The following is a 26,335-nucleotide window of genomic DNA, read 5'->3' as shown; positions in this document are numbered from 1 at the left end:
TCTGCGCCTCCTCAGGATGGGGTTTCGATGCGCCGCTGCAGCAAGTTGATCAGCAGCAACAGAATGAAAGAAACCACCAGCATCATCACGCCAATGGCCGTCGCGCCGGTGTAATCGTACTGGTCGAGTTTGACCATGATCAGCAGCGGCAGAATCTCGGTTTTCATCGGCATATTGCCGGCGATGAAGATCACCGAGCCGTACTCACCCACGCCACGGGCGAAAGCCAGGGCAAAACCGGTCAGCCAGGCAGGCAACAACGCAGGCACCAGAATGTGCCGGAACACCTGTAACGGACGCGCGCCGAGGCAGGCAGCGGCTTCTTCGACTTCACGAGGGATATCGGCCAGCACCGGCTGCACCGTGCGCACCACGAAAGGCAGCGTCACGAAGGTCAATGCCAGCGTGATACCCAGCGGGGTGTAGGCGATTTTGAAACCCAGGTCCGTAGCGAATTGCCCCATCAACCCATTTGGCGCATACAACGCGGTCAGGGCGATACCGGCAACCGCAGTCGGCAACGCGAACGGCAAATCGATCATTGCGTCGATGATCTTGCGCCCCGGGAAGGTATAGCGCACCAGTACCCAAGCCAGCAAAACACCGATCACGCCGTTGATGACAGCGGCATAGAACGCCGTGCTGAAGCTCAGTTTCAGAGCCGCCAGCACTCGTGGCGCAGTGATGATTGCCCAGAATTGATCCCAGGTCAGCTGCGCGGCATGAATGAACATCGCCGCCAGCGGGATTAACACAATCAGACTGAGGTACACCAAGGTGTAACCCAGCGTCAGCCCGAAGCCGGGTATGACGGGGGAAATGCGTCGCGACATAAAAGTCCTTGGTTAACACATCGAAGCCGCAAGCGAGTGCGGGTCCTTCGTTCTGCAGTCAGCGAATGGCCGTTGTAGGAGCGCGCTTGCCCGCGACAAATCTGACGACCACCAAAAATGTGTCTGATTGGATGGCCTCATCGCGGGCAAGCGCGCTCCTACGGGTCCTGTGTTACTGCGCCTTATAAATCTGGTCGAACACGCCGCCATCATTGAAGAATTTCGGTTGCGCAGTTTTCCAGCCACCGAAGTCTTTGTCGATAGTCAGCAGATTCAGTTTAGGGAACTGCTTCTCGTACTTGGCAGCCACTTCTGCATCACGTGGACGGTAGAAGTTTTTTGCAGCGATTTCCTGGCCTTCCTTGCTGTAAAGATGCTTCAGGTAAGCCGTCGCGATTTCGGTGTTGCCTTTCTTCTCGGCGTTTTTGTCGACGACTGCGACCGGAGGCTCAGCCAGGATCGACAGCGAAGGTACGACAATGTCGAACTTGTCCGCGCCACCATCTTCTTTCAGTGCCAGAAAGGCTTCGTTTTCCCACGCCAGCAGCACATCGCCCTGGCCGTTGTTCACGAACGTGATGGTTGAACCGCGAGCGCCGGTGTCCAGAATCGGCACGTGCTTGAACAGCTCTTTCACGTACTCGTTAGCCTTGGCTTCGCTGCCGCCGGTCTTCAGGCCGTAGCCATACGCCGCGAGGAAGTTCCAGCGAGCACCGCCGGAGGTTTTCGGATTTGGTGTGATGACCGAAACGTCCTTCTTGATCAGGTCGCCCCAGTCCTTGATGCCTTTGGGGTTGCCCTTACGCACCAGGAACACGATGGTCGAGGTGTAAGGCGTGCTGGCATCCGGCAGGCGGGTCTGCCAGTTTTCCGGGAGGGTTTTGCCAAGCTTGGCGATTTCATCGATGTCGCCCGCCAATGCCAGGGTCACGACGTCAGCGCGCAGCCCGTCGATCACCGAACGCCCTTGCTTGCCCGAACCACCGTGGGATTGCTTGATATCGACCTTGTCGTCCGGGTGGCTTGTTTTCCAGAAGTTGATGAACTCTGCGTTGTACTCCTGATACAGCTCACGCGTCGGGTCATACGAGACGTTCAGCAACTCGTAATCCTTGGCTACAGCGGAACCGGCAAACACGGCACTGGCGAGTGCGGCCAGCGCATAACGGCGAATGGACATGGGTCAAGCTCCTGGAAATCTGTCGTGTTGTTGGCTTTTTCTGATTTTGTTGTGGCTTGTTCTGTGGGAGCGCGCTTGCCCGCGATGAACGATAACGCGCTCTTTCTGACGTACCGCGTCGCCTCAATCGCGGGCAAGCGCGCTCCTACAGGTGCAGCTAAATCTTCAGCTCGGCTTATTGCCTGGATGCTGCAAACGAAACTTCTCTTTGCGTTCGATCTGCACAACCTGTGCGTTGTGCACGGTGATTTCCACAGCCCCGAAACGCAGATCGCGCAACGCACTCTGAATCTCGCGCAGAATCGCCGCTTCGTCCTGACCGTCAACGCTACGCAGAGATGCGCTCATGATCGTGCTCCTTGAAATTGAGTTGCCTGCAGACCCGCTCGCGGGGATCTGCTATTGGCTTGGAGGCAATCTTAGAGACGCGGGGATATTCTTAAAAATACTATTTAAGAATCTAGATATAACTAAAGTGCATTTAGGCAGATATGACCTGTTGGAGCGAGGCTTGCCCGCGAAGAACGGTAACTCGATCTGTCTGATACACCCCGGGGCATGATTCGCGGGCAAGCCTCGCTCCAACGGGGCAAATCAGATAATCGGCTGGCGAAAGTCCGGGGCTCGCAGCCAATCAATCTGTTCGGCAGGCATCGGCCGGGCGAACCAGTAGCCCTGGCCCAGCTGACATCCACTGTCACGCAGGAACCCGGCCTGATCGGCATGCTCGATGCCTTCGGCCAACACCCGCATACCCATGCTCTTCGCCAGAACGATGATTGCGCAAACGATGGCGATGTCGTCCTCATCGCTGGGCAAGCCGGCAACGAAGCCTTGGTCGATCTTCAGCTTCTGCACCGGCATGCGCTTGAGGCGCAGCAGCGACGAATAACCGGTGCCGAAATCATCAATCGCCAGGCTCAGGCCCAGGTCCCGCAGGCGGTGCAGCTGTTCGATGGCTTGCTCGGGGTCTTGCATCACCGCGCTTTCGGTAACTTCCAGCTCCAGACGGGCCGGGTCCAGCCCCGTTTCCCGCAACACTTGCGCCACCTGCACATCAAGCTGACCACTGCTGAACAGTCGGCTGGACACGTTGACGGCGACGAAGGAAATATCCACCCCGGCCGTCAACCAATCGCACATCTGCTGGCAAGAGGTGCGCAGCACCCAGGCATCGATGTCGGCAATCAGACCGATTTGCTCGGCAATCGGGATGAACTCCCCTGGCTGCACCAATCCACGAACGGGGTGCTGCCAGCGCACCAGGGCCTCGACGCCCAGAATCCGACTGTCTTGAAGGCTGTGAATCGGCTGGTAGAACACCCGCAGCTCGTGTTGCTCGATAGCCCGGCGCAACTCGCTGGCCAGTTCCACACGTTGTTGCGCGTGGGCGGTCAGCTCTTCGGTGTACAAGGCATACCCCTCGCGACCGTCGCTCTTGGCTTTGAAGAGTGCTGAATCGGCATTGCGCAGCAGTTGCTCGGCGTTCGACGCATCGCTGGGAAACAGGCTGATACCGACGCTGGCACTGATAAACAATTGCTGGTTTTCCAGCACAAACGGGGTTTTGAAACCATCAAGAATGCGCTGCGCATAACCTGCGGCCTGAATCACTTGCTGACAGTTTTCCACCAACAGTCCGAACTCATCGCCGCCCAGCCGGGCAATGGTAATTTCGGTATCGAACAACGACTGAATGCGCTGCGCCACGGCCTTGAGCACTTCATCGCCGACGTTATGTCCGAGGCTGTCATTGATGTTCTTGAAATGATCCAGGTCGATCAGCAGCAGCGCACAGCCGTGTTTGATTGAGCGGGCATAACTCAGCGCCTGAGCGGTGCGGTCGGTGAAAAGAAGGCGGTTGGGCAAACCCGTCAAAGGGTCGTAATGGGCAAGCTGCTGCAACTCGTGTTCCGAGCGCTTGATGGCGGTAATGTCGGAAAATACCGCAACGAAGTGTTTGATCGCCCCGCCGTTATCTTTGACGCTGCGGATGCTTTGCCACTGTGGATAAATTTCGCCACTTTTGCGCCGGTTCCATATCTCCCCGCTCCACTGCCCTGCACTGAGGATGGAGCGGTACATCTGTCGATAGAACTCAGGCCCGTGGCGACCGGACTTGAACTTGTTGGGGGTCAGGCCTACGACTTCATCGAGCTGGTAACCGGTAATTTCCATGAACGCCCGATTGACGTGCACGATCTGCCCTTGCGCATTGGTGACCAACACGCCTTCAAGGGTGCTGTCGAACACCGCGGCGGCCAGACGCAGACGCTCATGATCTTCGCGCTGCTGACGCACGCTGAGGTCCACGCCTATGAATCGCAGCAATCGAGTACGGGAAATGAAGATCAAAACCGCGCTGATGAGTATCCAGACATAACCACTCATCTGTTTGGCAAATCCCAACTGACTAGGATCTGCGATCAAATCAGGGAGCAGGACGTCGCACACGACCAACCATAGAATGGACACCGCCCCGTAAAACAGGGTGATTCGTACCGCATCACGGGATGATTCTGTCATAAGAAAGCTAAAAACCTTACGAAAGGGCAGGATTATAGGATAAGAAACATCTGGCGACTCTTATCTGAAAGGGCGACTGGTTTTATCTGGTGGCTAAGTGATAATGCGCACTGCTGATTTTTTCTTCACAAGCAACATTTCGAGGGCCATACAGCCTATGTGGTACAACGGTTTGCTCGACCTTTCAGTCTGGCAGTTGGTGGCAGTCACCTTGGCGATAACCCATGTGACCATTGTCGCCGTTACAATTTACCTGCACCGCTACTCCGCCCACCGCTCCCTGGAGCTGAATGCGGGCCTCAAGCACTTTTTCCGTTTCTGGTTGTGGCTGACCACAGCGCAGAACACCCGCGAGTGGACAGCTATCCATCGCAAACACCACGCAAAATGCGAAACCGTTGATGACCCGCACAGCCCGGTCGTCAAAGGCCTGTCCACCGTGTTGCGCAAAGGTGCAGAACTATACCGCGCCGAAGCGGAAAACCCGGACACCTTGCGCATCTACGGCAAGAATTGCCCGGAAGACTGGATCGAGCGCAAGGTCTATACGCGGTTCCCGTTGTTGGGCATTGCGATCATGGCCGTTATCGATGTGGCGCTGTTCGGCGCGCTGGGCGTCACCGTCTGGGCCATTCAAATGATGTGGATCCCTTTCTGGGCCGCAGGCGTGGTCAACGGCCTGGGTCATGCCGTGGGTTATCGCAACTTCGAATGCCGTGACGCTGCAACCAATCTGGTGCCTTGGGGCATCATCATTGGCGGCGAAGAGCTGCACAACAATCACCACACTTACCCGAACTCGGCCAAGCTGTCGGTCAAGAAGTGGGAATTCGACATGGGCTGGGCGTGGATCAAAGTGTTCAGCGCCTTGCGTCTGGCGAAGGTGCAGCGGGTTGCCCCCATTGCCCACCGCGTCGAGGGCAAAGGCCATATCGACATGGACACCGCCATGGCGATCCTCAACAACCGTTTCCAGATCATGGCCCAATACCGCAAGCTGGTGATCGGCCCGCTGGTAGCTCAAGAGCTGGCCAAGGCCGATGCGTCGGTGCGTCATCAGTTCCACCGCGCCAAGCGTTTGCTGTCCCGTGAGACCAGTCTGCTGGATGACAAGCATCACCTGCGCATTCAGACCATGCTGGAACACAGCCATGCCCTGAAGGTGATTTACGAGAAACGCCTGGCCCTGCAGCAGATCTGGGTCAAGACCAGCAGCAATGGGCATGACATGCTCGCGGCCATGAAAGATTGGATCCACGAAGCCGAGGCCAGCGGCATTCAGTCCCTGCGCGATTTCGCCGATCAACTGAAAACCTACTCGCTGCGCCCCGCCAACGCGTAACACCACTGATCAGCGCGCCCGTACTTCGGGCGCGGCTGATTTGAACTTCGACCCGTAAATCCAATCTGAACAACAGCCCATAACATAATGGGAAATGTTGTGGCTGTGCGCCGCACTTCTTCTTGAGATGCAGTGCCATGGACAAGCAGAACCCCCCGTTATCGAATCCCTCCCCAGAAATGCAAGCCGCCGAAACGATGCTGGCGCTTATGCACGCCCAGGCTGAGGTCGCGCGCCTGAGCGAGCGCGAGCAGCTGTTCAGCTCGCTGCTAGTGAGCGTCAACGCTGTGCTGTGGGCATTTGACTGGGCCACCCAGCGCATGATCTACGTCAGCCCGGCCTACGAGCGTATCTTCGGCCGTTCGGCGGGTTTGCTGCTGGCGGATTTTGGCGAGTGGCGCGACAGTATTTATCCCGATGACCTGAATTACGCTGAGCGCAGCTTGAATGAGGTCATCGAGAAAGGCGCCATTGAGGATCGCGAATACCGGATCATTCGCGCTGACGGCGAAGTACGCTGGCTCAGTGATAAATGCTTTGTCAGCCATCAGACCGACGCCGGTCATCGTTTGATCGTGGTGGGGATTGCCGAAGACATTACCGAGAAGAAACAGCTCGAAAGCGAACTGCAACGCTTGGCGACCACCGACGTGCTCACCCAGAGCAGCAATCGCCGGCATTTTTTCGAGTGTGCCCAGCGCGAGTTCGAACTGGCACGCTTGCATGGCACGCCCATGGCCTTTCTGCTGCTCGACATTGATGACTTCAAGCTGGTCAACGATACCTACGGGCATCAGGAAGGTGACGTGGTCTTGCAGCGCATTGCCGAATGCGGCAGGTCGACGTTAAGGCGTGGCGATCTGTTTGGACGTATTGGTGGCGAAGAGTTCGCAGCCATCTTCGTTGGCTGCGCGCCTGATATGGCCAAACAGATTGCCGAACGTTTACAACGGGAAATCCAGCGCTTGAGCTTCCAGCGTGGCGACAAGACATTTGGCATCACTGCCAGCCAGGGCCTGACCACGCTGGGTGAATCCGACCCCAGCCTGGAAACCCTCTACGGCCGCGCCGACGCCGCCATGTACCAGGCCAAGCGTCAGGGCAAGAACCAGATCGTATTGGTTTAAGCCCGGAATGCTTGCCCTGTAGGAGCGACCGGGGTGGCGCTCCTACAGATCACCAAACCCGTTCGAGCCAGGCTTGCCCGCGAATCAGACGCCGAGGTGTATCAGACAGACCGCGATCTTTTGTGGGAGCGGTGCTTGCCCGCGATAAGAGCACCTCGGTCTGTCAGGTCAAGGCTCCCACGGATCACCAAACCCGTTGGAGCCGGGCTTGCCCGCGAATCAGACGCCGAGGTGTATCAGACAGACCGCGATCTTTTGTGGGAGCGGTGCTTGCCCGCGATAAGAGCACCTCGGTCTGTCAGGTCAAGGCGGCATCGTTCGTCGCGACCAATTGCGGGCCTACAGGTTTGGCGTTTCGGCTGAATCGTTTTCCTCAGCCTCGGCAGCTACATCCGGCTCCGGCGCGCCATCCAGCAAATCCAACTCATCGTTCTCTTCAACCACCGGCAGCGCTTCAACCACCAGCGGCGCCAGCAGGCTCGGGTCGGTCACACCGGTCAGTTTCTTGCGCAAGCGCTGCAAGTCAGACACGGTCATTTTCAACAGTCGCGCGGGTTTGGTTTTGACCAGCGAAGTGACGCTGTCCTGATCACCCAAACGCGCCATGTGGCCCGCCAGGTTCATGACCAACACTTCCCGGGTGTTAACGCCCGTGTTGTATTGATAAACCGCCGCGATCAGCTCCCGCAACTCGAGTGGCAAGCGCCAGCGAGTGCGCAGGGCCGAGCCGAACGCCGCGGAGTATTTTTCCAGAGACTTGGTGATCTGCTCATCATTGAGAGTGCCGCCTGCCTGTAACCATTCCTGCAAACAGCCCACCACAGCCAGATCACCCAGCGATTGCAGCAATCCTGCGCAGAAACAGCGATCGGCATCCACTTCAAGCATGCCCGCCAGAATGCGGCCGTATTCGGCAGTCCGTTGTGACAAGCTCCAGAACTCGTTGGCGCGGGCCAGCAACGCGGCATTGCTCAGCACCGACATGCGCTTTTTCGCCAGTCCCGAAATGATCTGCGTGCTCTGCACCGCTCCCAATACTGCCAATGCCGAGCGCAACGTTTGCACCGGATTGCCCAAATGCTGTGCGGCAATATTGGCCGAGGCGATCAACAGTGCAGTGATGTGGGGATCGTTGCGCAATTCCTGCTCAAGCAAGGTAGCGTCAACGCCCGCGGGCCCCTTGCTGAGCTTGATGGCCGTCGCCACATCGACAAACAAGGGCGCCCCGTCGGCGGACTCCCGACGTTTGTCGAGAAACTTACCCAGGGTCTCGCCTGGTGCCAGCCCAGGAGCGGCGCCAGGAATGGGGCACGCCAGCAACAGGCCTTGCACACGCGCACGCAGCTTTTCAGTATCCAGCGGTTTGGTCAGATAAGCCGTCGGGGCCAGCGGCAGCACCTCGCGCACGCTGGCGCTGTCACTGCGATTGCTGATCAGGATAAAGGGCGTGGCAGGCTGACGTTTCAATCCGCGAACGGCGCGCAGCAGGCTTAAACCGTCGAGCAACGGAAGCTCTCTGGCCGCGATGATCAAATCAGGGTTGTACTTTTTCAGCCACGCGACGGCCTGTTTACCGTCGCTGCAGATCTCAAGCTCAATATCCCCGCGCACGCCCTGTACCAACTCACTGAGCGTTTCACGAACCCATGGGTCGGATTCGGCAATCAATACGCGAGGTACCGGTACATCTACGGCCGTCATCAGGACTCTCTCATCGAACAACGCATCAATCTGAACTGGAAAAATCTATTGGGAGGAGCTGCTCAAGGCTGCGAATGGCCTTCACATCTGTTCGCAGCCTTCGGCAGCTCCTACATAATCTTTCCGACAACAACGCACCCACCTTAGCCAATGCATTCGTTCGGATATAGCTCAAAAGCCCGGATACACCTCTAAAAATGCAAAAAAACCCGCCGAAGCGGGTCTTTTTTGTCCGTTTGGTCATAATTTAATCAATTACGACCCCGGCGATTTTCAAGCCAGCTCGGCGAAACACTCTTCGAGAATGGCCAAGCCTTTGTCCAGTTGTTCGTCCGGCGCAGTCAACGGAACCAGCACGCGCAACACGTTGCCGTAAGTGCCGCACGACAGCAGGATCAGACCCTTGTCACGTGCCTTGGCAACCACCTGCGCTACGGCAGCAGCATTAGGCTTATGCGTATCGCCATTTTCGAACAGCTCTAGGGCGATCATCGCACCCAGGGCGCGGACTTCGCCGATCACTGGATACTTGGCTTGAATCGCCTTGAGGCCAGTCACCAGACGCTCGCCCACCGCTTTGCAACGATCCAGCAGGTGCTCTTCTTCGAAAACCTGCAACACCGCCAGCGCAGCGGCGCATGCCACCGGGCTACCGGCGTAAGTGCCGCCCAGACCGCCTGGAGCGATGGCGTCCATGTATTCCGCCTTGCCGCACACACCGGCCAACGGAAAACCGCCCGCGATGGATTTGGCGAAAGTTGTCAGGTCGGCAGACACGCCCATTTGCTCCATGGCGAAGAAGGTGCCGGTACGACCCGCGCCGGTCTGCACTTCGTCAGCGATCAACAGGATGCCGTGCTTGTCACACAGTTCGCGCAGGCGAGCCATGAAGGCTTTCGGCGCCACGTAGAAACCACCTTCGCCCTGAACCGGCTCGATGATGATGGCGGCAATGTCTTTAGGCTCGGCGTCGTTCTTGAAGATGCGCTCGATGCTGGCGATGGAATCGTCAACGCTGATGCCGTGCAGCTCGCACGGGTACAGCGCACGGAAGATACCGCCGGGCATCAGGCCCATGCCGGCCGAGTAAGGCACGACTTTGCCGGTCAGGCCCAGGGTCATCATGGTGCGGCCGTGGTACGCGCCGGTGAAGGCGATCACGCCAGCGCGGCCAGTAGCGGCGCGGGCGATTTTCACAGCGTTTTCTACCGCTTCGGAACCGGTGGTGACCAGCAGGGTTTTCTTGGCGAAATCACCTGGGACCTTGGCGTTGATTTTTTCGCACAGCTCAACATACGGCTCGTAAGCCAACACCTGGAAGCAGGTGTGAGTCAGCTTGGTCAGTTGCTCTTGCACGGCAGCGATGATTTTCGGGTGCAGGTGACCGGTGTTCAGTACTGCGATGCCGCCAGCGAAGTCGATGAATTCACGACCTTCAACGTCGGTAACGGTAGAGTTCTTGGCCGAAGCGGCGAAGATCGGGTGGATCTGGCCAACACCGCGTGGAACAGCGGCTTCACGGCGTTGCATCAATTCTGCGTTTGTCTGACTCATGGTTTCCTCATTCGCCGCTCATCGGTCGGCGTAGTTCAAGGATCAAGTGGCTGGGGTCAACGGCGGCAGCATACGATGATCGACTGTCGCGGCCTCCCGGCCACCAAAATGGTTTTGGTGCTACTAACACCTGCGGAACGTCGCTCTCGCGCCCCGCAGGTAGCAATATCCTGCCTTAGACGCTCAGGCAGAGGTATTTGATTTCCAGATAATCTTCGATGCCGTACTTGGAGCCTTCACGGCCCAGGCCCGACGCCTTGATGCCGCCGAACGGCGCAACTTCGTTGGAGATCAGGCCGGTGTTGATACCCACCATGCCGTACTCCAGAGCCTCAGCAACGCGGAACACGCGGCTCATGTTCTGGGCGTAGAAGTACGACGCCAGACCGAACTCGGTGTCGTTGGCCATAGCGATCACTTCGGCTTCGTCTTTGAAGCGGAACAACGGCGCCAACGGGCCAAAGGTTTCTTCCTTGGCAACAGCTGCATCTTTGGAGACGTTGACCAGAATCGTAGGCTCGAAGAAGTTGCCTTCCAGACTGTTGCCACCGAACAGCACTTTCGCGCCTTTGCTTACGGCGTCAGCGATGTGCTCTTTGACCTTGCTCACAGCCTTGTCGTCGATCAGGGGGCCAGTGGTGGTGCCCTCCTCCAGACCGTTACCGATCTTGAGTTTGCCGACTGCGACTTTGAGCTTCTCGGCGAACGCATCGTAGACCGCGTCCTGCACGTAGATCCGGTTGGCGCAGACGCAGGTCTGGCCGTTGTTGCGGTACTTGGAAATGATCGCGCCCTCGACGGCCTTATCCAGGTCCGCATCGTCGAACACGATAAACGGCGCGTTGCCGCCCAGCTCCAGAGAAACCTTCTTGATGTCTTTCGAGCATTCAGCCATCAACTGACGACCAATCTCGGTCGAGCCAGTGAAGGACAGCTTGCGCACGATCGGGTTGCCAGTCAGTTCGCTGCCGATATCGCCAGCGCTGCCGGTGACCACGCTGAACACGCCAGCCGGGATGCCCGCGCGTTCGGCCAGCTCAGCCAGCGCCAGCGCAGAGTAAGGCGTCTGCGAAGCAGGCTTGAGCACCATGGTGCAGCCAGCAGCCAGGGCCGGGCCGGCTTTACGGGTAATCATCGCCGCCGGGAAATTCCACGGAGTGATGGCAGCGGTCACACCAATCGGCTGCTTGAGCACGATCAGACGCTTGTCCGGCTGGTGGCCCGGAATCACGTCGCCATAGACGCGCTTGGCTTCTTCGGCGAACCACTCAATAAAGGAAGCGGCGTATGTGATCTCGCCCTTGGCTTCAGCCAGCGGTTTGCCCTGCTCCAGAGTCATGAGACGCGCCAGGTCGTCCTGGTTCTCGATCATCAGTTCAAACCAGCGACGCAGCTTATTACCACGCTCTTTGGCGGTCAGCGCACGCCAGGCTGGCAGCGCCTTGTCGGCGGCTTCAATGGCACGACGGGTTTCCGCCGCGCCCATTTTCGGCACAGTGCCGAGGATCTCGTTGGTTGCCGGGTTGTTGACCTTGATGGTCTGCCCGCTGTCTGCATCCAGCCACGCGCCATTGATATAGGCTTGCTGGCGAAACAAACTGGAATCTTTAAGCTGCATGTCGGCCTCCGCTTTGATATACCGAAAACGCACCGCACGACGGCGGAGCAAAATTATTGATGGCGTCCAAGAGGACACTCATCATCCATTCGCCGCCGGCCCCCGCAGTGCAAGGCTGCCAAAGTGTAGAAGAACCGGGCAAGAGCGTTTGAAATCTCAAACGAATCCTAGGGACTGCTGGGGTAAAGGACAATAGCCTGTTCGAAAAAAAGAACGCTTTCGATCCGTTGCCTGACATTTTCAGATCAGCGTCAGCTAAACACCCGGAAACGTGTGAAATCAACAACAGCACTCACCACCATGGACGCCCGCTAACCAGATGAGTATCATGGCGCCCGCATTGCACCAGTAGCTCAGCTGGATAGAGTACTGCCCTCCGAAGGCAGGGGTCATGGGTTCGAATCCCGTCTGGTGCACCATCTTCTTGTTTCACGCTGTCGCTGACAGTGTCGAAACAGCCAACAAAGCCCGCCATGTGCGGGCTTTGTTGTTTCTGGCTATCCATCCCGCCCCCAATAGCTTCACGCCGTGTATGCCACGTGTATGTTTTGAGATTCATTGAATTGGAGGCATGCACGCATTGAAGCATATTGAAATCAAACGCCGTTCACTGGCCGACGCTACTCTTTCAGGCTTGGAGCTAGAGGGTGCGGCGTCGGGAACAAGACGGTAACGGCTTGTATTTGAGGGGCAAAGCCGACGGGCAGAAGTACTGCGAGTTCCATCAGGATTCGCCGTGCAGCCGTCAGCCTTCGTCGTTAAGGACTCCTGCCATCCGCAGTTCTACTTCATCACGAGTAGCGGCCCATGCGGGCACGGTATCGAGCAGACGCTGCTGCCAAGCGACCAAATGCACAAACTCCTCGAAGGGGGCGCCGGTGCGTTCGCACTGCGAAAAAGGTGCTGCAATATCAATGTCCGCGAGGGTCAGCGCGTTACCTACGATGAACGCTCGGGTCGCCAGGCGGGAGTCGAGAACTGCCGCAGCGTTGCGAATGTTGCTCATCGCCAACTCGACGATCGCCTCGTTCCCTGGCTTGCCCATGAACTTCGCGCCTGCCCATTCATTGAAGAGCAGGGTGGAGAAAATCCGCCATTGCTCACCAGACCAGAACATCCATTGCAGGACTTCCCACTTTTCCAAAGGGGTCCGGCCAAGGAGGTCGGAGTTCGTCTTTTCGGCAAGGTACAGATTAATGGCTGATGCTTCCCAAATGACGGTATCGCCGTCCTGAAGCACGGGAGTGAGGCCATGCGGATTCAGCTTCAGGAATTCAGGGGTATGACTTTCGCCCATGAACAGGTCGACATTCATACGCTCAATCTCGACGCCCAAGACTGCGGCAACAGTAGTGACGCGACGCAGGCTTCCGGAGCCGGGATCGCCGTAAACTTTGATGGACATTGTTTCCTCACTTATCGATGTTGGTAGGTGACGAAAACAAGGTAAACCTTTTCGCTGGACAAAATTATACTGCCCGCTGGCAAAACACTTATTTGGAATATGAATGACTGATCGGTGGCTTGAAGTCGAAGTTTTCATTCGCGTAGCGGAGTCTGGAAGTTTCTCCCGTGCCGCTCAGGAGCTTGAAATGTCACAGCCATCGATCTCTCGCATCGTCACGAGACTGGAAGCTCGACTCGGCGTGAAGCTCTTGCTCCGCACCACCCGAAATGTGGCGCTCACTGAGGCCGGCGCAGCGTTCCTTGAGCGTGCTCGCCAAGCTGCTGCCGACCTGGAGGACGCGGAGGATGCGGCTCGAGGCATTGATTCCTTGCGTGGCACTATCCGTCTTGCGGTACCTATCGTGTACGGCGCCCGAGTAGTCATTCCCGCGTTGTCTGGTTTCCTTGAGCGGCACCCAGAGCTGCGAGTCGAGATCACCATGCGAGATGAGCGGCAGAACCTGGTAGCAGCCGGAGTAGACATGGCCATCCGGATGGGCACGCTTGAGGATTCTACTTTTGGAGCGAAGCAACTCGCATCAGTGGCGCGAATGCTAGTGGCGTCGCCTGCATACCTCGCCAAGAGAGGGGTGCCAGAAGTCCCTGAAGACCTAGCCTTTCATGACGCACTCCTGCATGAGCAAAGCTTTCCAGAGAAAACTACATTGAAACTGTTCAAGGCAGGCGCTGAGCGGGTAGTGGCGTTGCGTGGACGAGTCAAGATCGATGCAGCACCCGGCATTCTCGCTGCTGCAATGGCCGGTCTTGGCATCGCGAACGTGACAACAATCATGTCAGCCCAAGAGCTATCGGACGGCACCCTTATTCAACTGTTGCCCGACTACCAGCTAGAGCCTCTGAAGGCGTTTGCCGTTTTTCCGTCGGGACCCAAGCCTTCGGCCAAGGTGCGGGCTCTGGTAAGCCACCTCATTGCCGTATTAGGGAATCAGTGAGCCAAGTTCCGGCTCTCACCATTTTCTTGTTTCATGCGATCGCCGACGGTCCCCAAACAACCAACAAAGCCCGCCATGTGCGGGCTTTGTTGTTTTTGCCTCGGGGCGATCCTGCCCCACTCAAAGCCCAGCCTTACGGCTTCGCAATATCCGTTCGAGACAACGCCGGGGATTGCTTGGGCAGCGTATCCCTTAGTTGCTTGACCTGGGCTGCGTTGACCGCTGGTGCCTGGTTACCCCAGCTGTTGCGGATAAAGGTCAGTAGCTGGGCCACTTCTTCATCCGACAAGCGCCATGCGAAACCGGGCATTCCTAGCTCTGACGGCGCAGTTGCAGTGGCCGGCAATTTGCTGCCTGCCAACACTAGACGGATCATCGACACCGGGTCTGCGGAGAGTACCGACGAGTTTCCGGCGATTTTGGGGAATACCCGTTCATAGCCCTCGCCGTTGGTGCGGTGGCATGCGGCGCAGTTATCTACGTACAGCTCTGCACCGCGACTGCCTTCCTGGCCGGCAGCCAAGGCCTTGGCTGTGGCGGGGTCGGCGTTGAAGCTGGAGACCTGATGTTCGCTCGCAGGGAGCGTTTTCAGATACGCGGCCATGGCCTGGAGATCACCGTCGTTGAGGTATTGAGTGCTGTGCATCACCACATCGCCCATCGCTCCGCCCAATACAGCATGGGTGGTGCTTCGGGCGCTGCGCAAGGTTGCGACGATGTCGGCTGTGCTCCAGCTGCCCAGACCGTCCGCGGGATTGCCCCGCAGATTGACCGCCAGCCAGCCATCGATCACTGGCCCGCCTGACAGGTAGAGCGGACTCGACTCGTCGAGGGCTTTTTCCTGCAAGGTCAAAGCGCGTGGCGTGTGACAACTGCCGCAGTGGCCGAGGCCTTGCACCAGGTAAGCCCCGCGTGCGACTTGTGCATTGCCGTAACGCTCAGGCTTGAAGGCGATAACGTCTGGGTCTGGCGCAAAGACCTTGCGCCAGATTGCCAGCGGCCAGCGCATGGACAACGGCCATGGCACATCGTTGGCGCGGTTTTCAGCGTTGACCGGGGTGACCCCGTGCATGAAGTACGCATACAACGCCCGCATGTCATCGTCGTTGATCCTGGCATACGCCGGATAGGGCATGGCAGGGTACAGGCTATCACCGTTGGCGGCGATGCCATGGCGAATGGCGCGGTCAAACTCATCCAGCGAATAAGCACCAATGCCGGAGGCTTTATCGGGCGTGATATTGGTGCTGTACAGCGTGCCGATCGGCGACGCGATCGGCAGACCACCCGCGAACGGTTTGCCGCCTTTGACGGTATGACACGCCGTGCAATCCCCGGCATCGGCCAGGGAACGGCCTTTTTCAATCAAGGCCGCCTGCTCTGCCTCAGGGGCAGCTTGCAGGGCCCGTGTGTGGGTCGGCCAGAACGCGAAGACCAACGCGGCGACCGACACCAGCACGCCCAATGCAATCAGGCTCAGGAGAAGCTTTTTCATAGGGTCTCTCCTTATGCCTGAACCAGCGGGCCGGGGTTTTTGAGGTACTGCTCGCGAATGGCCTTGGCAGACCAATACGCCAGCGCCCCCACCATGCCGGTCGGGTTATAGCCGTTGTTTTGCGGAAACGCATTGGCTCCAATGGCAAATACGTTGTGCACATCCCAAGACTGCAAATAACGATTGAGCGCCGAGGTTTTCGGATCAGACCCCATGATGGCGCCACCGCAGGTGTGAGTGCTTTGGTACTTGGTGATGTTGTAGTGCTCGCCCGGCTTCTTCGCATCGCCTGCCACAGCGGTCGGATTGAGGATCTTCGACATCTCCAGCGCCTTGCCGACCAGGAACTGCGACGCCTTGATTTCGTTGTCGTGCCAGTCGAAATTCATGCGCAGCAGCGGTCGGCCAAAGCCGTCCTTGTAAGTCGGGTCCAGGCTCAGATAGTGCTGACGGTAGGACATGCAAGCGCCCTGCACTTCGAAGTAGAACGAGTGGCGGAACGCATCACTGGCTGCCTGCTTCCATTGCGTACCCCAGGCCGGGGTGCCTGGCGGCACGTTGATCCCACGTACCGGGCCGGCGCCGGGTTGGCGAGCCCAGATGATGCCGCCGCCGACGAAACCAGCCTTGGCATTGTCCAGCTGGTTGCCGTTGAGGTTATCCATGGTGGTACCCGCGCCGCCGATACCGATGAACTGGTTGGCCTGCACTTCCTTGCCGAAGAACAGCACCACTCGGTTCAGATTCTGATACGAGTAATTGCGGCCGATAGTCCCTTCATTGGTGTGCGGGTCGTAAGCCTTGCCAATGCCTGAAAGCAGCATCAGATGCACGTTGTATAACGAGAATGCGCACAGCAGGACGATGTCAGCCTGTTGCTCGACTTCACGCCCTTGAGCATCCAGATAGGTAACCCCGGTGGCCTTCTTGCCATCGCTGTCCAGGTTGACCTTGAGGACCTGCGCATTGGTGCGCAATTCGAAGTTCTTGCGTGGGCGCAACACCGGCAAGATGCTGATGTTCGGGCTGGCTTTGGAGTAGTTCAGGCACCCGTAATCGCTGCAGAAGCCGCAGGCGTTGCACGGCCCCATCTGACAGCCGTACGGGTTCACGTAAGGCCCGGACGCATTGGATGCCGGAATCGGATACGGGTCCCAACCCATCTCCCGAGCGCCTTTGTAGAACATTTCTGCGCCAAGGTAATTGGGGTTGGGACCCAAAGGAAACTCACGGGAGCGGGAGCCCTCGAACGGGTTGCCTCCCACCTGCTTGGCACCTTGAATGACACCGGCTTTGCCAGAGGTGCCACAGACGTATTCGAAGTGATCGAAGTGCGGTTCAAGCTCCTCGTAGGTGACCGGGAAATCCTGAATGGCCATGTCGCTGGGGATGAAGCCCGCGCCATATCGCTGCTCGATATTGCTACGCAGCTTGAAGTCTTCAGGCAGCGCCCGAAAGTGGCAGCCAGACCAGTGACTGCCCGCGCCACCCACGCCAGTGCCGGGCTTGAATGAGCCCATCTGACGATAGGGCACGGCGGTCGAGGTCAGGTTGTGCCGCGCGGTAACGGTTTCCTGGGACAGGCTTTGCAGGTAGCGACGATGCACCGAACCCTCCAGCTCATCGACGACTTTTGGATAAGCGAAATCGGGCTGGGTGTCACGATCAGCACCGCGCTCAAGCACCACAACATTGAGGCCTGCATCGGTGAGTTCCTTGGCCATGATGGCCCCGGTCCAACCCATGCCGACAATCACGGCATCTACTTTTGGTTTGACGTTCGCCATGCTCAACCCCTCCGCCCGGCAAGATCTACCGGCGGTAGCGGGTATGGCCTGTCACGCACGGTCACCCAATCCATATAGTCAGCGCGCATGCCGGGATATCCGATCATCTTCCACGCGCCCATGTTTTTGTTGCCGCCGTGGGAAGGGTCCGCGAAATAGCCGTTGCGCACTTCGTTGAGCAAATTGGTGAAAAACAGCTTGGAGGAGATGTCTTCCAGTGCCAGCTTGCCGCTCTCGGCACTCTTGAGCAGTTCTTCCTGCTGAGCCGTCGAGAGTTGAGCAAAGGTCTTGCCGGAGAATGCCTTCACACAGCTGGCATCGAAGGCTTTGATACCGACCCGCAGTGTCTCGCGCAACGTCAGACGCCCCTGATAACCAAACTCGGGAGCCGCCTCGACAAAGGGCCCCTGCATGTACCAGATGCCACCGTTGGCGTAAGGCGTCTGCATATGCCGATCAAGAAACTCGGGAACACCCAGTTCAACGGCGCCAGGCCCTACCTGATCAGAGGGGATCAGGCGGTCGCAGGCGGCGATCAGAAACGCCCACTCTTGCGGGGTGAAAAAAGTCGGTTTGTAATCCGTGGCCGCGGGCGAAACTTGCGCGGCTGATTGTGCGTCGCTGGCTGGGGTCTGGGCAAAGGTGTTGCCGGATAGACCGGTACTGGCCAGCGTGACAACGGGGATCAGCGTTAACGACTTGCGTAAAAAGTCGCGACGCCCGGGGGAGGTATCTTTATCGGACATTGTTGATTCACTCCAAGGTCTAACCACGAATGCGATGCCGCTTCTTTTTTCTTATAGTTAGCCACGTCAGGTGGCAATTGGATTGCCACCTAATAATGATCAAGCTAACGATTTAGGCGTTACTAAAACAGCTAACGCCATGCATGAACAGCCCTATAAAGGCTTAACCGATTCATCAAATCTTGAACTGGCGGACCAGGGTATTCAGCTTGCTGCCCAGCAATGAAACCTCGCCCATGGTGCGCGAGCTCTGCTCGGTTTCTTCTGCCAGGTTTTCAACCGCGCCGGCGATCTGATGCACGCTGCGGTTAATCTCTTCGGCAACTGACGTCTGCTCTTCTGCTGCACTGGCGATTTGCGCATTCATTGCGTTGATCGTGCCGATAAGGCCAGAGATGGACTCTAGCGACGCGCCGACTTCGTTGGTCTGCTGATTAGCACCCTCTCCTGCGGCTGTCGAACGCTGCATTGCAGCTACAGAAGCGGTGGTACCCGACTCAAGGCGAGTGATCATGCCCTGGATTTCCTGGGTGCTTTGCTGGGTACGGCTGGCCAGCGCACGAACTTCATCGGCAACCACGGCAAAACCACGACCGGCCTCACCGGCGCGCGCGGCCTCAATGGCAGCATTGAGCGCCAGCAGGTTGGTCTGATCGGCGATGGAGCGAATCACGTCGAGCACTGAAACAATGGAACGTACGTCATTTTGCAGGCTGTCCAGGCTGGTGCCGCTGGAGCGAATATCGGACACCAATGCGTTCATACCCTCAATGTTGTTGTCGACAACTTTGCGCGCAGCCTGGCCCTGCTGATCGGTCTCGGCTGCAGCTTCGGCAGCACGCTGGGCGCTCATGGCGACTTCCTGCGCGGCAGAAGACATCTCGTTGATCGCGGTAGCGACTTGATCAGTCTCGTTGCGCTGACGCTGCATCGCTTGCTCGGAGCGCAAGGTTTGCTGCGTTGCCTGATTGACCAGACTGTCCAGGTCGGTGGTCATTTGAGCGACTTCACGCACCATACCGTGGATCTTGTCGACGAAGCGGTTGAACGAGGCCGCAAGATCACCCAGTTCATCGTTGCTGTTGACTGCCAGCCGGTGGGTCAGATCGCCATCGCCCGCTGCGATGTCATCAAGATTAGTCTTGAGCACGCGCAGCGGACGCACCACGCCATTGGCCGTCCAGATACCCGCCGCGGCGGTGATCAGAAGCAACACAAGTGCGACGAGGAAAATACCGCTGAGCAAAGCGCGGGTTCGTTCTGTAACCGAAGCTTGCTCCACCAGCATGGCGGCTTCGATGTCATCCATATTGATGGCGCTGCCTAGCACCAGGTCCCATTTTTCCAGATAAACCGTGTAACCGAGCTTGGGTACCAAAACGCTTTCCTGACCCGGCTTGGGCGCGAAATAGTCGACGTAATGCTTACCGTTTTTGGCCACTTCAACGAAGGTCTGGTAGTGGTATGAGCCATCCGGGTCCTTGGTGTCCCAGAAGCTCTTGCCGACGCCCGCCGTGCTGTCACCGCGAAAAACCCTGACGCCCTTGCTGTCGTAGGCGAAGAAGTAACCTTCATCTCCAAATTTCACTGGCTTGAGGATATCCAGTGCCTTGTCCCGCGCCGCCATGTCACCCTTGGCCGATGCATCGTGTAAAGGTTTGATCGTGGTCAGCGCGACGTCTACATAGTTCTTCAGCACCTCACGATTGCGCTGGACGAGACTCTCACGGGTCTCGAGCATTTCATGGTCGGCACTGCGCTGCAGCATCCACGATGCAAGCCCACTGACGATCAGAGCGAATAACAAAGCGGGGACGATGGCTAAGCACAACAGTTTGCGTTTGACGGTAAGCTTCATCAGCGAAATACCCTTCGAGTTGTTATGGTTTTTAAGAGTGTCGGCTATTCTGGTTACATCTTGAAGAAAACAAAAGATTGACGTCAAAATAATATCGAACTAACCGGCGCCACTGGTGTCGTGCGAAAGTCCGAATGCTGCCCAACACTCCCGGTCCCACGTCGCATTTCAGCTTGCGGGCAGCCGTAGAATTTCCAACAACCCCAGCTAACCCGCAGGAGCGCGCTTGCCCGCGATACAGACGCTGCGGTGAATCAGGCACACCGCGTTAAAGTCATCGCGGGCAAGCGCGCTCCCACTGGATCGAGTGATAGTCTGTGGTGCCTTCCTACAAGCTCTGGGCTGTTAATTATTTGAGCGATATGACCAGAGCGATTGTTGACGACGCTTTATAGGGCAGTGCCGCCTGGGGGCTGATCTGAACGGGGTATATAAAGGCTTCATGCAGTGCGACGGCCTGTTTATGGGTCATGTCCTGTACACTGCATGGCCTTGGCGGCCTCGCAACAACTGGCTGCACCCTTTATCAGTACAAGCGTCTGGATTCCCGGCCATGCAGAAAGAAACAGAAATCAAACTCCGCGTCAGCCGCGAAACCCTCGCTGCACTGCGCGAACACCCGCTATTAAAGAAGCGCAACAAAAGTGGCTGGGAACGCGTAGAGCTTTCGAACCAATACTTCGATACCCCGGAACGTGATCTGGCCAACGCCAAGGTTGCCCTGCGTCTGCGCCGTGATGGCGACAAGATTATTCAGACCATGAAGACTCGCGGCCAGAGCGTCGCCGGGTTTTCCGAGCGTAACGAGTACAACTGGGATCTGCCCAAAGCCAAGCTGGACCTGAAAAAGCTAGATGGCGATTGCTGGCCTGAGCAACTGGCTGAGCTGGACAAGAAGACCATCAAGCCGCTGTTCACCACTGATTTCGTGCGCGAACGCGCCGAGATTGCCTGGGGCCGTGGCAAAACCAAGGTGGTGATCGAAGCCGCCCTGGATCTGGGCCATGTGGTCGCAGGCAAGCAGAAAGAAGAAATCTGCGAGCTGGAGCTGGAGTTGCGCGAAGGCGACCCGGCGGCATTGCTGGAACTGGCTGCCGAGCTGGCCGCCACCCTGCCGCTGATGCCGTGCGATATCAGCAAGGCTGAGCGCGGTTATCGTCTGTTTGATGCCAACAGCTATTCATTGAGCCTGCCTGCGCCGCAACTGCAACCCGAAATGCCGCTGGACGACGCTTACGCTGCGCTGGCCTGGCATTTGTTGGGCAGCAGCCAGCGTCTGGCTGAGCAGTATCGCTTCAACGGCCATTGGCGTTTGCTGCAGGATTGGGTCGCGTTGCTGGCCGAACTGCGCGCGCTGACCGGCAGCCTCGGTCAAGCCGCTCCGCGCAGTACCAGCAGCGAATTGCGTTCGTCGCTGGATGCGCTGCTCGAAGACTGGCGCCCGCTGGTTCAGGCCGGCCAGGAAGACGGCGATGTGCGTGGCGCTGCTCACGAGCAGTTCATTGAAGAGTTGCAGGATCCGCGCTGGGGTCTGTTCTCGCTGAACACCTCGCGCTGGTTGCTGGCCCGCAGCTGGACGCTGGAGCGCAACAACCGTGGCAATCGCCAGGGCGCCGCGCAGCTGGACAGCTGGTTGCCACGTTTGCTGGCTGATGAAGCTACGGCTTTGCAGCTGGGTCGATATCAGCAACAGCCGGAAGACCTTGCCGAGCAGTTGCCACGTATCGAGCGCATCCAGGCCTGGCTGCACCACGCCCGTGGCGCGCTGGACCTGCCGGAACTGGATCGTCTGTATGGCGAGCTGAACAAGCTGGTACAACTGGCTGAACTGCCGATCAGCGACGAAGTGCTGGATGCGCGCGTGCAGCAGACCATCGTCGTGTTCCAGAGCCGGGCGTGGAAGACGTTGTTGCGGTTGTAAGGGCTGCAATTTCAGTCGAGTACAAACCCTGTGGTTGCGTGGCTTGGTCTGGGGCGGCAATCCGACGATAAGGCTGGATGCGGTTCACCCTAGAATCGCGGTGCCCTTATCGCGGGCAAGCACCGCTCCCACAAGAGTGATCAATAGTGGCGCGACGACGTGGGACCGGCTTTAGCCGGGAAGAGGCCAGTACATCCATCCGATATTTATCGTCTGAAATGCCGCCTTCCCGGCTAAAGCCGGTCCCACGTCACATCCGCTTGCGAGCAAACATAGAATCTCCCACGCATTTCCCTGTTGGAGCGAGGCTTGCCCGCGAAGAACGAAAACGCGGTTGGCCTGACAGACCGCAGCGACTGATTCGCGGGCAAGCCTCGCTCCAACGGGCGAATCCCCCCGCCGGATAAGGGCTTTCGTTACGCCCCCTGCTCCACCGACCCAATGAAGTTCGCCAGCTCCGGCGTGCGCGGGTTGGCGAAGAGGATTTTCGGGTCGCCTACTTCGTGCACCTTGCCTTGGTGCATGAACACCAGCTTGTCGCCGACTTCCCGTGCAAAGCGCATTTCGTGGGTGACCATGATCAGGGTCATGCCGTCGGCAGCCAGGCTGCGCACCACGCTGAGTACTTCGTTGACCAGTTCCGGATCCAGCGCTGAGGTGATCTCATCGCACAGCAAAACCTTGGGCGACATAGCCAAAGCTCGGGCAATGGCTACGCGCTGCTGTTGACCGCCGGAGAGCCGATCCGGAAAGGCGTCGAACTTCTCCCCCAGCCCGACCCGCTCAAGCATTTGCTCGGCGAGTTTCTTCGCCTCCGCTTTCGACTTTTTCTGTACGACTTGCGGCGCGAGCATCACGTTTTCGCCGACGCTCAAATGCGGAAACAGGTTGAACTGCTGAAAGACCATGCCGACTTTCTGTCTGAGTGCTCGCAGATCGGCCCGGGCGGCGTCCAGGTATTCACCGTCGACTTCAATAACACCGTCGTTGATTGATTCCAGTCCGTTCAAGGTGCGCAGCAAGGTGCTTTTGCCCGAGCCGCTACGGCCGATGATCGCGACGACCTGGCCTTCTTCGACGGTCAGGTCAATGCCCTTGAGCACGTGATGGTCGCCGTAATATTTATGCAGCGCGGAAATTCTAAGCAGATGCATGCAGTTTCCTTTCCAGGTAGCGGGCACTGAGCGACAAGGGGTAGCAGAGCATGAAGTAGCCCAGAGCCACGAAGCCATAGACCATGAAGGGCTGGAACGTAGCGTTGGCGAGCATGCCGCCGGTTTTGGTCAGTTCGGTAAAACCGATGATTGAGGTCACCGCCGTGCCTTTGACCACCTGCACGGAAAACCCCACGGTGGGCGCAACGGCGATGCGCAGCGCTTGCGGCAGGATCACGTAGCGCAGTTGCTCCAATGGCGACAGCGCGAGACTGGCAGACGCTTCCCACTGACCACTGGCAATCGACTCGACGCAGCCGCGCCAGATCTCGGCGAGGTAAGCGCTGGTAAACAGGGTCAAGGCCAGGGCAGCGGCAGCCCAGGGCGAAATATCTACGCCCATCAAGGCCACGCCGAAGAACACTAGAAACAGCTGCATCAACAGCGGCGTGCCCTGAAAAAGCTCGATGTAGATCTTCGCGATCACGCGCGGCGCATTGAGCTTGGCGATGCGCATCCACATCACCAGCAAGCCGATCACACCGCCGCCAATGAAAGCCACCAGCGACAACGCCAAGGTCCATTGCAGGCCAGTGAGCAGGTTGCGCACCACATCCCAGAGGGTGAAATCCATCAGCCTTTCCTCGAAATGTAGCGACGCCCGATCCAGGCCAGAAACTGGCGAACCAGTAACGCCATAAAGAGGTAGATCAGGGTGGTGACGATGTACGTCTCGAACGCACGGAAGTTACGCGACTGAATAAAGTTGGCGTAGAAGCTCAACTCCTCGGTGGCAATCTGAGAGCAAACGGCCGAACCGAGCATGACAATAATGATCTGGCTGCTGAGCGCCGGCCAGACCTTGCCCAGCGCCGGGATCAGAATCACATAGCGAAACGCTTCGAAGCGCGTCATCGCCAGCGCCGCTGCGGCTTCCAGTTGACCGCGAGGGATCGCCTGAATGCCTGCGCGGATAATCTCGGTGGAATATGCCCCGAGATTGATCACCATGGCGAGAATCGCCGCCTGCCATTCGGAAATCTGCACGCCCAGGGACGGCAGACCGAAGAAGATGAAAAACAACTGCACCAGAAACGGCGTGTTGCGGATCAACTCGACGTAAACCCCGAAAATCGCCGAGAACGGCTGAATCTTCCAAGCCCGAACGATAGCGCCAAAGATGCCCAGGCTCACCCCGAGCAAGTTGCCAATGGCGGTCAACTCCAGGGTAAACAGCGCCCCGCGCAGCAGCAGATCGGCATTCTGCATGACCGGTGCAAAGTCAAAGTGGTAAGCCATTGGCGGACCCCGAAATCAGAAAACGATTATCAAAGATCAACGGCTCAGAGGTCAGCTGGCAGTGGCTGCTTGAGCCAGGTCTGGGAGTTTTTCTCCAGCGCACCGTCTTTTTTGCCGGCATCGATGATTTCGTTGACCTTGGCCAGCAACGTCGCCTCACCTTTGTTCACGCCGACGTAAACCGGGGAGTCCTTGAGCTTCACTTTCAAGGCAGGGATGCGTTTTGGGTTCTTCTCGCTGATGGCGACCATGACCACGTTGCCGCTGGCAATCAGATCGGTCTGACCGGCCAGATACGCAGCGATGGTGGAATTGTTGTCTTCAAAGCGTTTGATGGTGGCTTCTTTCGGGGCCACGGCGGTCAGCTCGATGTCTTCAATGGCACCACGAGTCACGCTGATGGTTTTGCCTTTGAGGTCGTCAACGCCGGTGATTGCAGCCTCAGGTGGGCCGAATACTGCCAGGTAGAAAGGCGCGTAAGCCTTGGAGAAGTCGATGACTTTCTCGCGATCCGGGTTTTTGCCGAGGCTGGAGATGACCAAGTCCACCTTGCCGGTGGTCAGGTACGGAATACGGTTGGTGCTATTGACCGGGGTGAGTTCAAGTTTGACCTTCAGTTGGTCAGCGATCAGCTGTGCAGTGTCGATGTCCAGACCACGAGGCTTCATGTCCGGGCCTACCGAGCCAAACGGCGGGAAGTCCTGCGGGACGGCGACTTTCAGGGTGCCCCGTTTCACGACGTCATCCAGCCCGTCAGCATGGGCAGGTGCCTGGCTCAGCATGAGGCTGGCAAACAGGGCAGTAAGCAGAGCGCTGTAACGCTTGGTCATAGGAAGACTCCGTGATGGGGCGAGAGGTTTGTCTGTCATCGTCAGTGCACAGCTCATGCCATACGACGATCTTCAACGGCAAACCAAGGGCTCGGCGGCGATTTCGGTCTTACTGGTCTGACCAGCTGGCTTATCAGGCGCACTGCTTTGGAGCAGTAAAAAGCGGCACCGCTCCAGGCCTGGGCGCCGCTTGCCGGATCTGGAATATGGGCATACAAGGGACTTTTACTGGACTGACTGGCCTGAACAGTGATGCCTCATAGCCCGCTCGCCGTACCCGAATCAGCCCTGAGGGCAATCCGCAAATTGATTGTCGAGCAAGGCTATCAGCCCGGCGAAAGCCTGCCGTCGCAGCGGGACCTGGCCGTTTTGCTTGGCGTGAGTCGGGCGTCGCTGCGCGAGGCTTTGTCGTCGCTGAGCGCCCTTGGCGTGGTCAGCGTGCAGCCCGGCAAAGGCGTATTCGTGCAGGCGATTTCTGAACCAGAACAGCGCACTGCCGGTTTTTCCTGGCCTTTCGACAGCCAGGTGTCGCCAGCGGACACCTTTCAGCTGCGTTATGCACTGGAGGGCTTTGCTGCGGGCATGGCCGCCGTGACCTTGACCGCCGATGAGCGCGACGTGCTGGAAGACAACGTAGAGGCCATGCGTCTGGAATTGCGGGCCGAGGATTTCGAGGCGGCGTCGCGGCTGGACTTCGAATTTCACCGGCACATCCTGGTCGCCAGCGGCAATCAGGCCATGCTCGGGATCATTACGGCAGGTGCGGACATCTTTCTGGAAAGCCAGAAAATGCCCTTCATCCGCCCCACACGGGCCATGGAAACCTGGCAGGAACACCGTAAAATCCTCCGCGCCCTGGCCCGCCACGCTTCGGGTCCGGCGCAAAAAGCCATGCATGAACACATACGTGGCGCCGCGCTGCGCACTGGCATCGTCTTCGTTTCGCCAGCAAGCTAGGCCGTTAC

At 58.0% G+C, this 26,335-nt stretch carries 20 protein-coding genes, 1 tRNA gene and 2 pseudogenes; 6 read left to right on the top strand and 17 right to left on the bottom strand.

Annotated features, from left to right (window positions below):
- Positions 1–11 precede the first annotated feature (11 nt).
- From cysT to dibA, 4 genes are all read right to left on the bottom strand, one after another.
- A complete protein-coding gene (gene cysT, locus IV01_RS23370) occupies positions 12–833 on the bottom strand; it encodes a sulfate ABC transporter permease subunit CysT (protein ID WP_032625163.1) in 822 nt (273 codons plus the stop codon).
- A gap of 172 nt (positions 834–1,005) precedes the next feature.
- Positions 1,006–2,013, bottom strand: a complete 1,008-nt coding sequence (locus IV01_RS23375; RefSeq protein ID WP_032625162.1) for a sulfate ABC transporter substrate-binding protein — start codon at positions 2,011–2,013, stop codon at positions 1,006–1,008.
- A gap of 165 nt (positions 2,014–2,178) precedes the next feature.
- On the bottom strand, positions 2,179–2,361 hold the full coding sequence (gene oscA / locus IV01_RS23380; RefSeq protein WP_032625160.1) for a sulfur starvation response protein OscA: 183 nt from the start codon (positions 2,359–2,361) through the stop codon (positions 2,179–2,181).
- A 246-nt stretch (positions 2,362–2,607) separates the two neighbouring features.
- The gene (gene dibA / locus IV01_RS23390) at positions 2,608–4,539 is read right to left on the bottom strand and encodes a phosphodiesterase DibA (protein ID WP_032625156.1); all 1,932 of its coding nucleotides are present in this window, start codon (positions 4,537–4,539) and stop codon (positions 2,608–2,610) included.
- A 157-nt stretch (positions 4,540–4,696) separates the two neighbouring features.
- Between dibA and desA the strand changes: the two genes are divergently transcribed.
- Both desA and IV01_RS23400 read left to right on the top strand, forming a co-directional pair.
- Positions 4,697–5,881, top strand: coding sequence for a delta-9 fatty acid desaturase DesA (gene desA / locus IV01_RS23395; RefSeq protein WP_032625154.1), 1,185 nt, complete (start codon positions 4,697–4,699; stop codon positions 5,879–5,881).
- 137 nt (positions 5,882–6,018) lie between these two features.
- Entirely contained in the window at positions 6,019–7,008 is a 990-nt protein-coding gene (locus IV01_RS23400) for a GGDEF domain-containing protein (protein WP_032625153.1), read from the top strand.
- A 339-nt stretch (positions 7,009–7,347) separates the two neighbouring features.
- Here the strand turns inward: IV01_RS23400 and IV01_RS23405 are convergent, their stop codons facing one another.
- From IV01_RS23405 to gabD, 3 genes are all read right to left on the bottom strand, one after another.
- Positions 7,348–8,709 carry an HDOD domain-containing protein gene (locus IV01_RS23405; protein WP_032625152.1) on the bottom strand — a complete coding sequence of 454 codons (1,362 nt, stop codon included), beginning with the start codon at positions 8,707–8,709 and terminating at the stop codon, positions 7,348–7,350.
- 273 nt (positions 8,710–8,982) lie between these two features.
- Entirely contained in the window at positions 8,983–10,263 is a 1,281-nt protein-coding gene (gabT, locus tag IV01_RS23410) for a 4-aminobutyrate--2-oxoglutarate transaminase (RefSeq protein WP_032625149.1), read from the bottom strand.
- A 175-nt stretch (positions 10,264–10,438) separates the two neighbouring features.
- On the bottom strand, positions 10,439–11,881 hold the full coding sequence (gene gabD, locus IV01_RS23415) for an NADP-dependent succinate-semialdehyde dehydrogenase (RefSeq protein WP_032625146.1): 1,443 nt from the start codon (positions 11,879–11,881) through the stop codon (positions 10,439–10,441).
- Between the two features lie 342 nt (positions 11,882–12,223).
- Here gabD and IV01_RS23420 point away from each other — a divergent pair.
- Positions 12,224–12,300: transfer RNA gene (locus IV01_RS23420), tRNA-Arg, on the top strand.
- A gap of 326 nt (positions 12,301–12,626) precedes the next feature.
- Here IV01_RS23420 and IV01_RS23425 read toward each other — a convergent pair.
- Complete coding sequence (locus tag IV01_RS23425) at positions 12,627–13,286, bottom strand: glutathione S-transferase family protein (RefSeq protein ID WP_032625145.1); 660 nt, start codon at positions 13,284–13,286, stop codon at positions 12,627–12,629.
- Between the two features lie 103 nt (positions 13,287–13,389).
- On the opposite strand from IV01_RS23425, the gene IV01_RS23430 reads away from it, so the two are divergent.
- Positions 13,390–14,280, top strand: a complete 891-nt coding sequence (locus IV01_RS23430) for a LysR family transcriptional regulator (protein WP_032625143.1) — start codon at positions 13,390–13,392, stop codon at positions 14,278–14,280.
- 133 nt (positions 14,281–14,413) lie between these two features.
- Here IV01_RS23430 and IV01_RS0124465 read toward each other — a convergent pair whose 3' ends face one another.
- The 5 genes and pseudogenes from IV01_RS0124465 to IV01_RS27330 form a co-directional block, all read right to left on the bottom strand.
- Positions 14,414–15,775: a cytochrome c gene (locus IV01_RS0124465; RefSeq protein WP_032625142.1), complete on the bottom strand. Its 1,362-nt coding sequence runs from the start codon at positions 15,773–15,775 to the stop codon at positions 14,414–14,416.
- Positions 15,776–15,786: 11 nt separating this feature from the next.
- Entirely contained in the window at positions 15,787–17,562 is a 1,776-nt protein-coding gene (locus tag IV01_RS23435; protein WP_032625141.1) for a GMC family oxidoreductase, read from the bottom strand.
- A 2-nt stretch (positions 17,563–17,564) separates the two neighbouring features.
- On the bottom strand, positions 17,565–18,308 hold the full coding sequence (locus IV01_RS23440; RefSeq protein WP_032625139.1) for a gluconate 2-dehydrogenase subunit 3 family protein: 744 nt from the start codon (positions 18,306–18,308) through the stop codon (positions 17,565–17,567).
- A 175-nt stretch (positions 18,309–18,483) separates the two neighbouring features.
- Positions 18,484–19,080: pseudogene (locus IV01_RS27335) on the bottom strand (methyl-accepting chemotaxis protein); the annotation flags it as partial.
- Positions 19,081–19,341: 261 nt separating this feature from the next.
- Positions 19,342–20,049 (bottom strand): annotated as a pseudogene (locus IV01_RS27330) (cache domain-containing protein); the annotation flags it as partial.
- Positions 20,050–20,719: 670 nt separating this feature from the next.
- On the opposite strand from IV01_RS27330, the gene IV01_RS23450 reads away from it, so the two are divergent.
- A complete protein-coding gene (locus tag IV01_RS23450) occupies positions 20,720–22,087 on the top strand; it encodes an inorganic triphosphatase (RefSeq protein ID WP_032625136.1) in 1,368 nt (455 codons plus the stop codon).
- A gap of 416 nt (positions 22,088–22,503) precedes the next feature.
- On the opposite strand, the gene IV01_RS23455 is transcribed toward IV01_RS23450, so the two are convergent.
- Genes IV01_RS23455 through IV01_RS23470 form a run of 4 tightly spaced genes read right to left on the bottom strand, consistent with a single transcriptional unit; the run spans position 22,504 to position 25,370 of the window.
- A complete protein-coding gene (locus IV01_RS23455; RefSeq protein ID WP_032625134.1) occupies positions 22,504–23,241 on the bottom strand; it encodes an amino acid ABC transporter ATP-binding protein in 738 nt (245 codons plus the stop codon).
- A complete protein-coding gene (locus IV01_RS23460) occupies positions 23,228–23,878 on the bottom strand; it encodes an amino acid ABC transporter permease (RefSeq protein WP_195758733.1) in 651 nt (216 codons plus the stop codon). Before IV01_RS23460 ends, IV01_RS23455 begins: the two co-directional genes overlap by 14 nt.
- Positions 23,875–24,540, bottom strand: coding sequence for an amino acid ABC transporter permease (locus IV01_RS23465; protein ID WP_032625130.1), 666 nt, complete (start codon positions 24,538–24,540; stop codon positions 23,875–23,877). Before IV01_RS23465 ends, IV01_RS23460 begins: the two co-directional genes overlap by 4 nt.
- A 44-nt stretch (positions 24,541–24,584) precedes the next feature.
- The gene (locus IV01_RS23470) at positions 24,585–25,370 is read right to left on the bottom strand and encodes a transporter substrate-binding domain-containing protein (RefSeq protein ID WP_032625128.1); all 786 of its coding nucleotides are present in this window, start codon (positions 25,368–25,370) and stop codon (positions 24,585–24,587) included.
- A 252-nt stretch (positions 25,371–25,622) separates the two neighbouring features.
- On the opposite strand from IV01_RS23470, the gene IV01_RS23475 reads away from it, so the two are divergent.
- Positions 25,623–26,327 carry a FadR/GntR family transcriptional regulator gene (locus tag IV01_RS23475; RefSeq protein WP_032625126.1) on the top strand — a complete coding sequence of 235 codons (705 nt, stop codon included), beginning with the start codon at positions 25,623–25,625 and terminating at the stop codon, positions 26,325–26,327.
- The last annotated feature ends 8 nt before the right edge of the window (positions 26,328–26,335 follow it).

Source organism: Pseudomonas syringae (assembly GCF_000737245.1).
Lineage (GTDB): Bacteria > Pseudomonadota > Gammaproteobacteria > Pseudomonadales > Pseudomonadaceae > Aquipseudomonas > Aquipseudomonas syringae_J.
Note: the sequence above shows the minus strand (reverse complement) of the source record. Positions and strands in the feature narration are given on the sequence as shown.

Bases quoted from the DNA above. Each gene is read 5' to 3' on its own strand.
- IV01_RS0124465 (WP_032625142.1), bottom strand. From the start codon at position 15,775: ATGAAAAAGCTTCTCCTGAGCCTGATTGCATTGGGCGTGCTGGTGTCG.
- IV01_RS23425 (WP_032625145.1), bottom strand. From the start codon at position 13,286: ATGTCCATCAAAGTTTACGGCGATCCCGGCTCCGGAAGCCTGCGTCGC.
- desA (WP_032625154.1), top strand. From the start codon at position 4,697: ATGTGGTACAACGGTTTGCTCGACCTTTCAGTCTGGCAGTTGGTGGCA.
- IV01_RS23475 (WP_032625126.1), top strand. From the start codon at position 25,623: ATGCCTCATAGCCCGCTCGCCGTACCCGAATCAGCCCTGAGGGCAATC.
- IV01_RS23405 (WP_032625152.1), bottom strand. From the start codon at position 8,709: ATGACGGCCGTAGATGTACCGGTACCTCGCGTATTGATTGCCGAATCC.
- IV01_RS23450 (WP_032625136.1), top strand. From the start codon at position 20,720: ATGCAGAAAGAAACAGAAATCAAACTCCGCGTCAGCCGCGAAACCCTC.
- IV01_RS23465 (WP_032625130.1), bottom strand. From the start codon at position 24,540: ATGGCTTACCACTTTGACTTTGCACCGGTCATGCAGAATGCCGATCTG.
- IV01_RS23375 (WP_032625162.1), bottom strand. From the start codon at position 2,013: ATGTCCATTCGCCGTTATGCGCTGGCCGCACTCGCCAGTGCCGTGTTT.
- IV01_RS23455 (WP_032625134.1), bottom strand. From the start codon at position 23,241: ATGCATCTGCTTAGAATTTCCGCGCTGCATAAATATTACGGCGACCAT.
- cysT (WP_032625163.1), bottom strand. From the start codon at position 833: ATGTCGCGACGCATTTCCCCCGTCATACCCGGCTTCGGGCTGACGCTG.
- IV01_RS23440 (WP_032625139.1), bottom strand. From the start codon at position 18,308: ATGTCCGATAAAGATACCTCCCCCGGGCGTCGCGACTTTTTACGCAAG.
- gabD (WP_032625146.1), bottom strand. From the start codon at position 11,881: ATGCAGCTTAAAGATTCCAGTTTGTTTCGCCAGCAAGCCTATATCAAT.
- IV01_RS23430 (WP_032625143.1), top strand. From the start codon at position 13,390: ATGACTGATCGGTGGCTTGAAGTCGAAGTTTTCATTCGCGTAGCGGAG.
- dibA (WP_032625156.1), bottom strand. From the start codon at position 4,539: ATGACAGAATCATCCCGTGATGCGGTACGAATCACCCTGTTTTACGGG.
- gabT (WP_032625149.1), bottom strand. From the start codon at position 10,263: ATGAGTCAGACAAACGCAGAATTGATGCAACGCCGTGAAGCCGCTGTT.
- IV01_RS23400 (WP_032625153.1), top strand. From the start codon at position 6,019: ATGGACAAGCAGAACCCCCCGTTATCGAATCCCTCCCCAGAAATGCAA.
- IV01_RS23470 (WP_032625128.1), bottom strand. From the start codon at position 25,370: ATGACCAAGCGTTACAGCGCTCTGCTTACTGCCCTGTTTGCCAGCCTC.
- oscA (WP_032625160.1), bottom strand. From the start codon at position 2,361: ATGAGCGCATCTCTGCGTAGCGTTGACGGTCAGGACGAAGCGGCGATT.
- IV01_RS23435 (WP_032625141.1), bottom strand. From the start codon at position 17,562: ATGGCGAACGTCAAACCAAAAGTAGATGCCGTGATTGTCGGCATGGGT.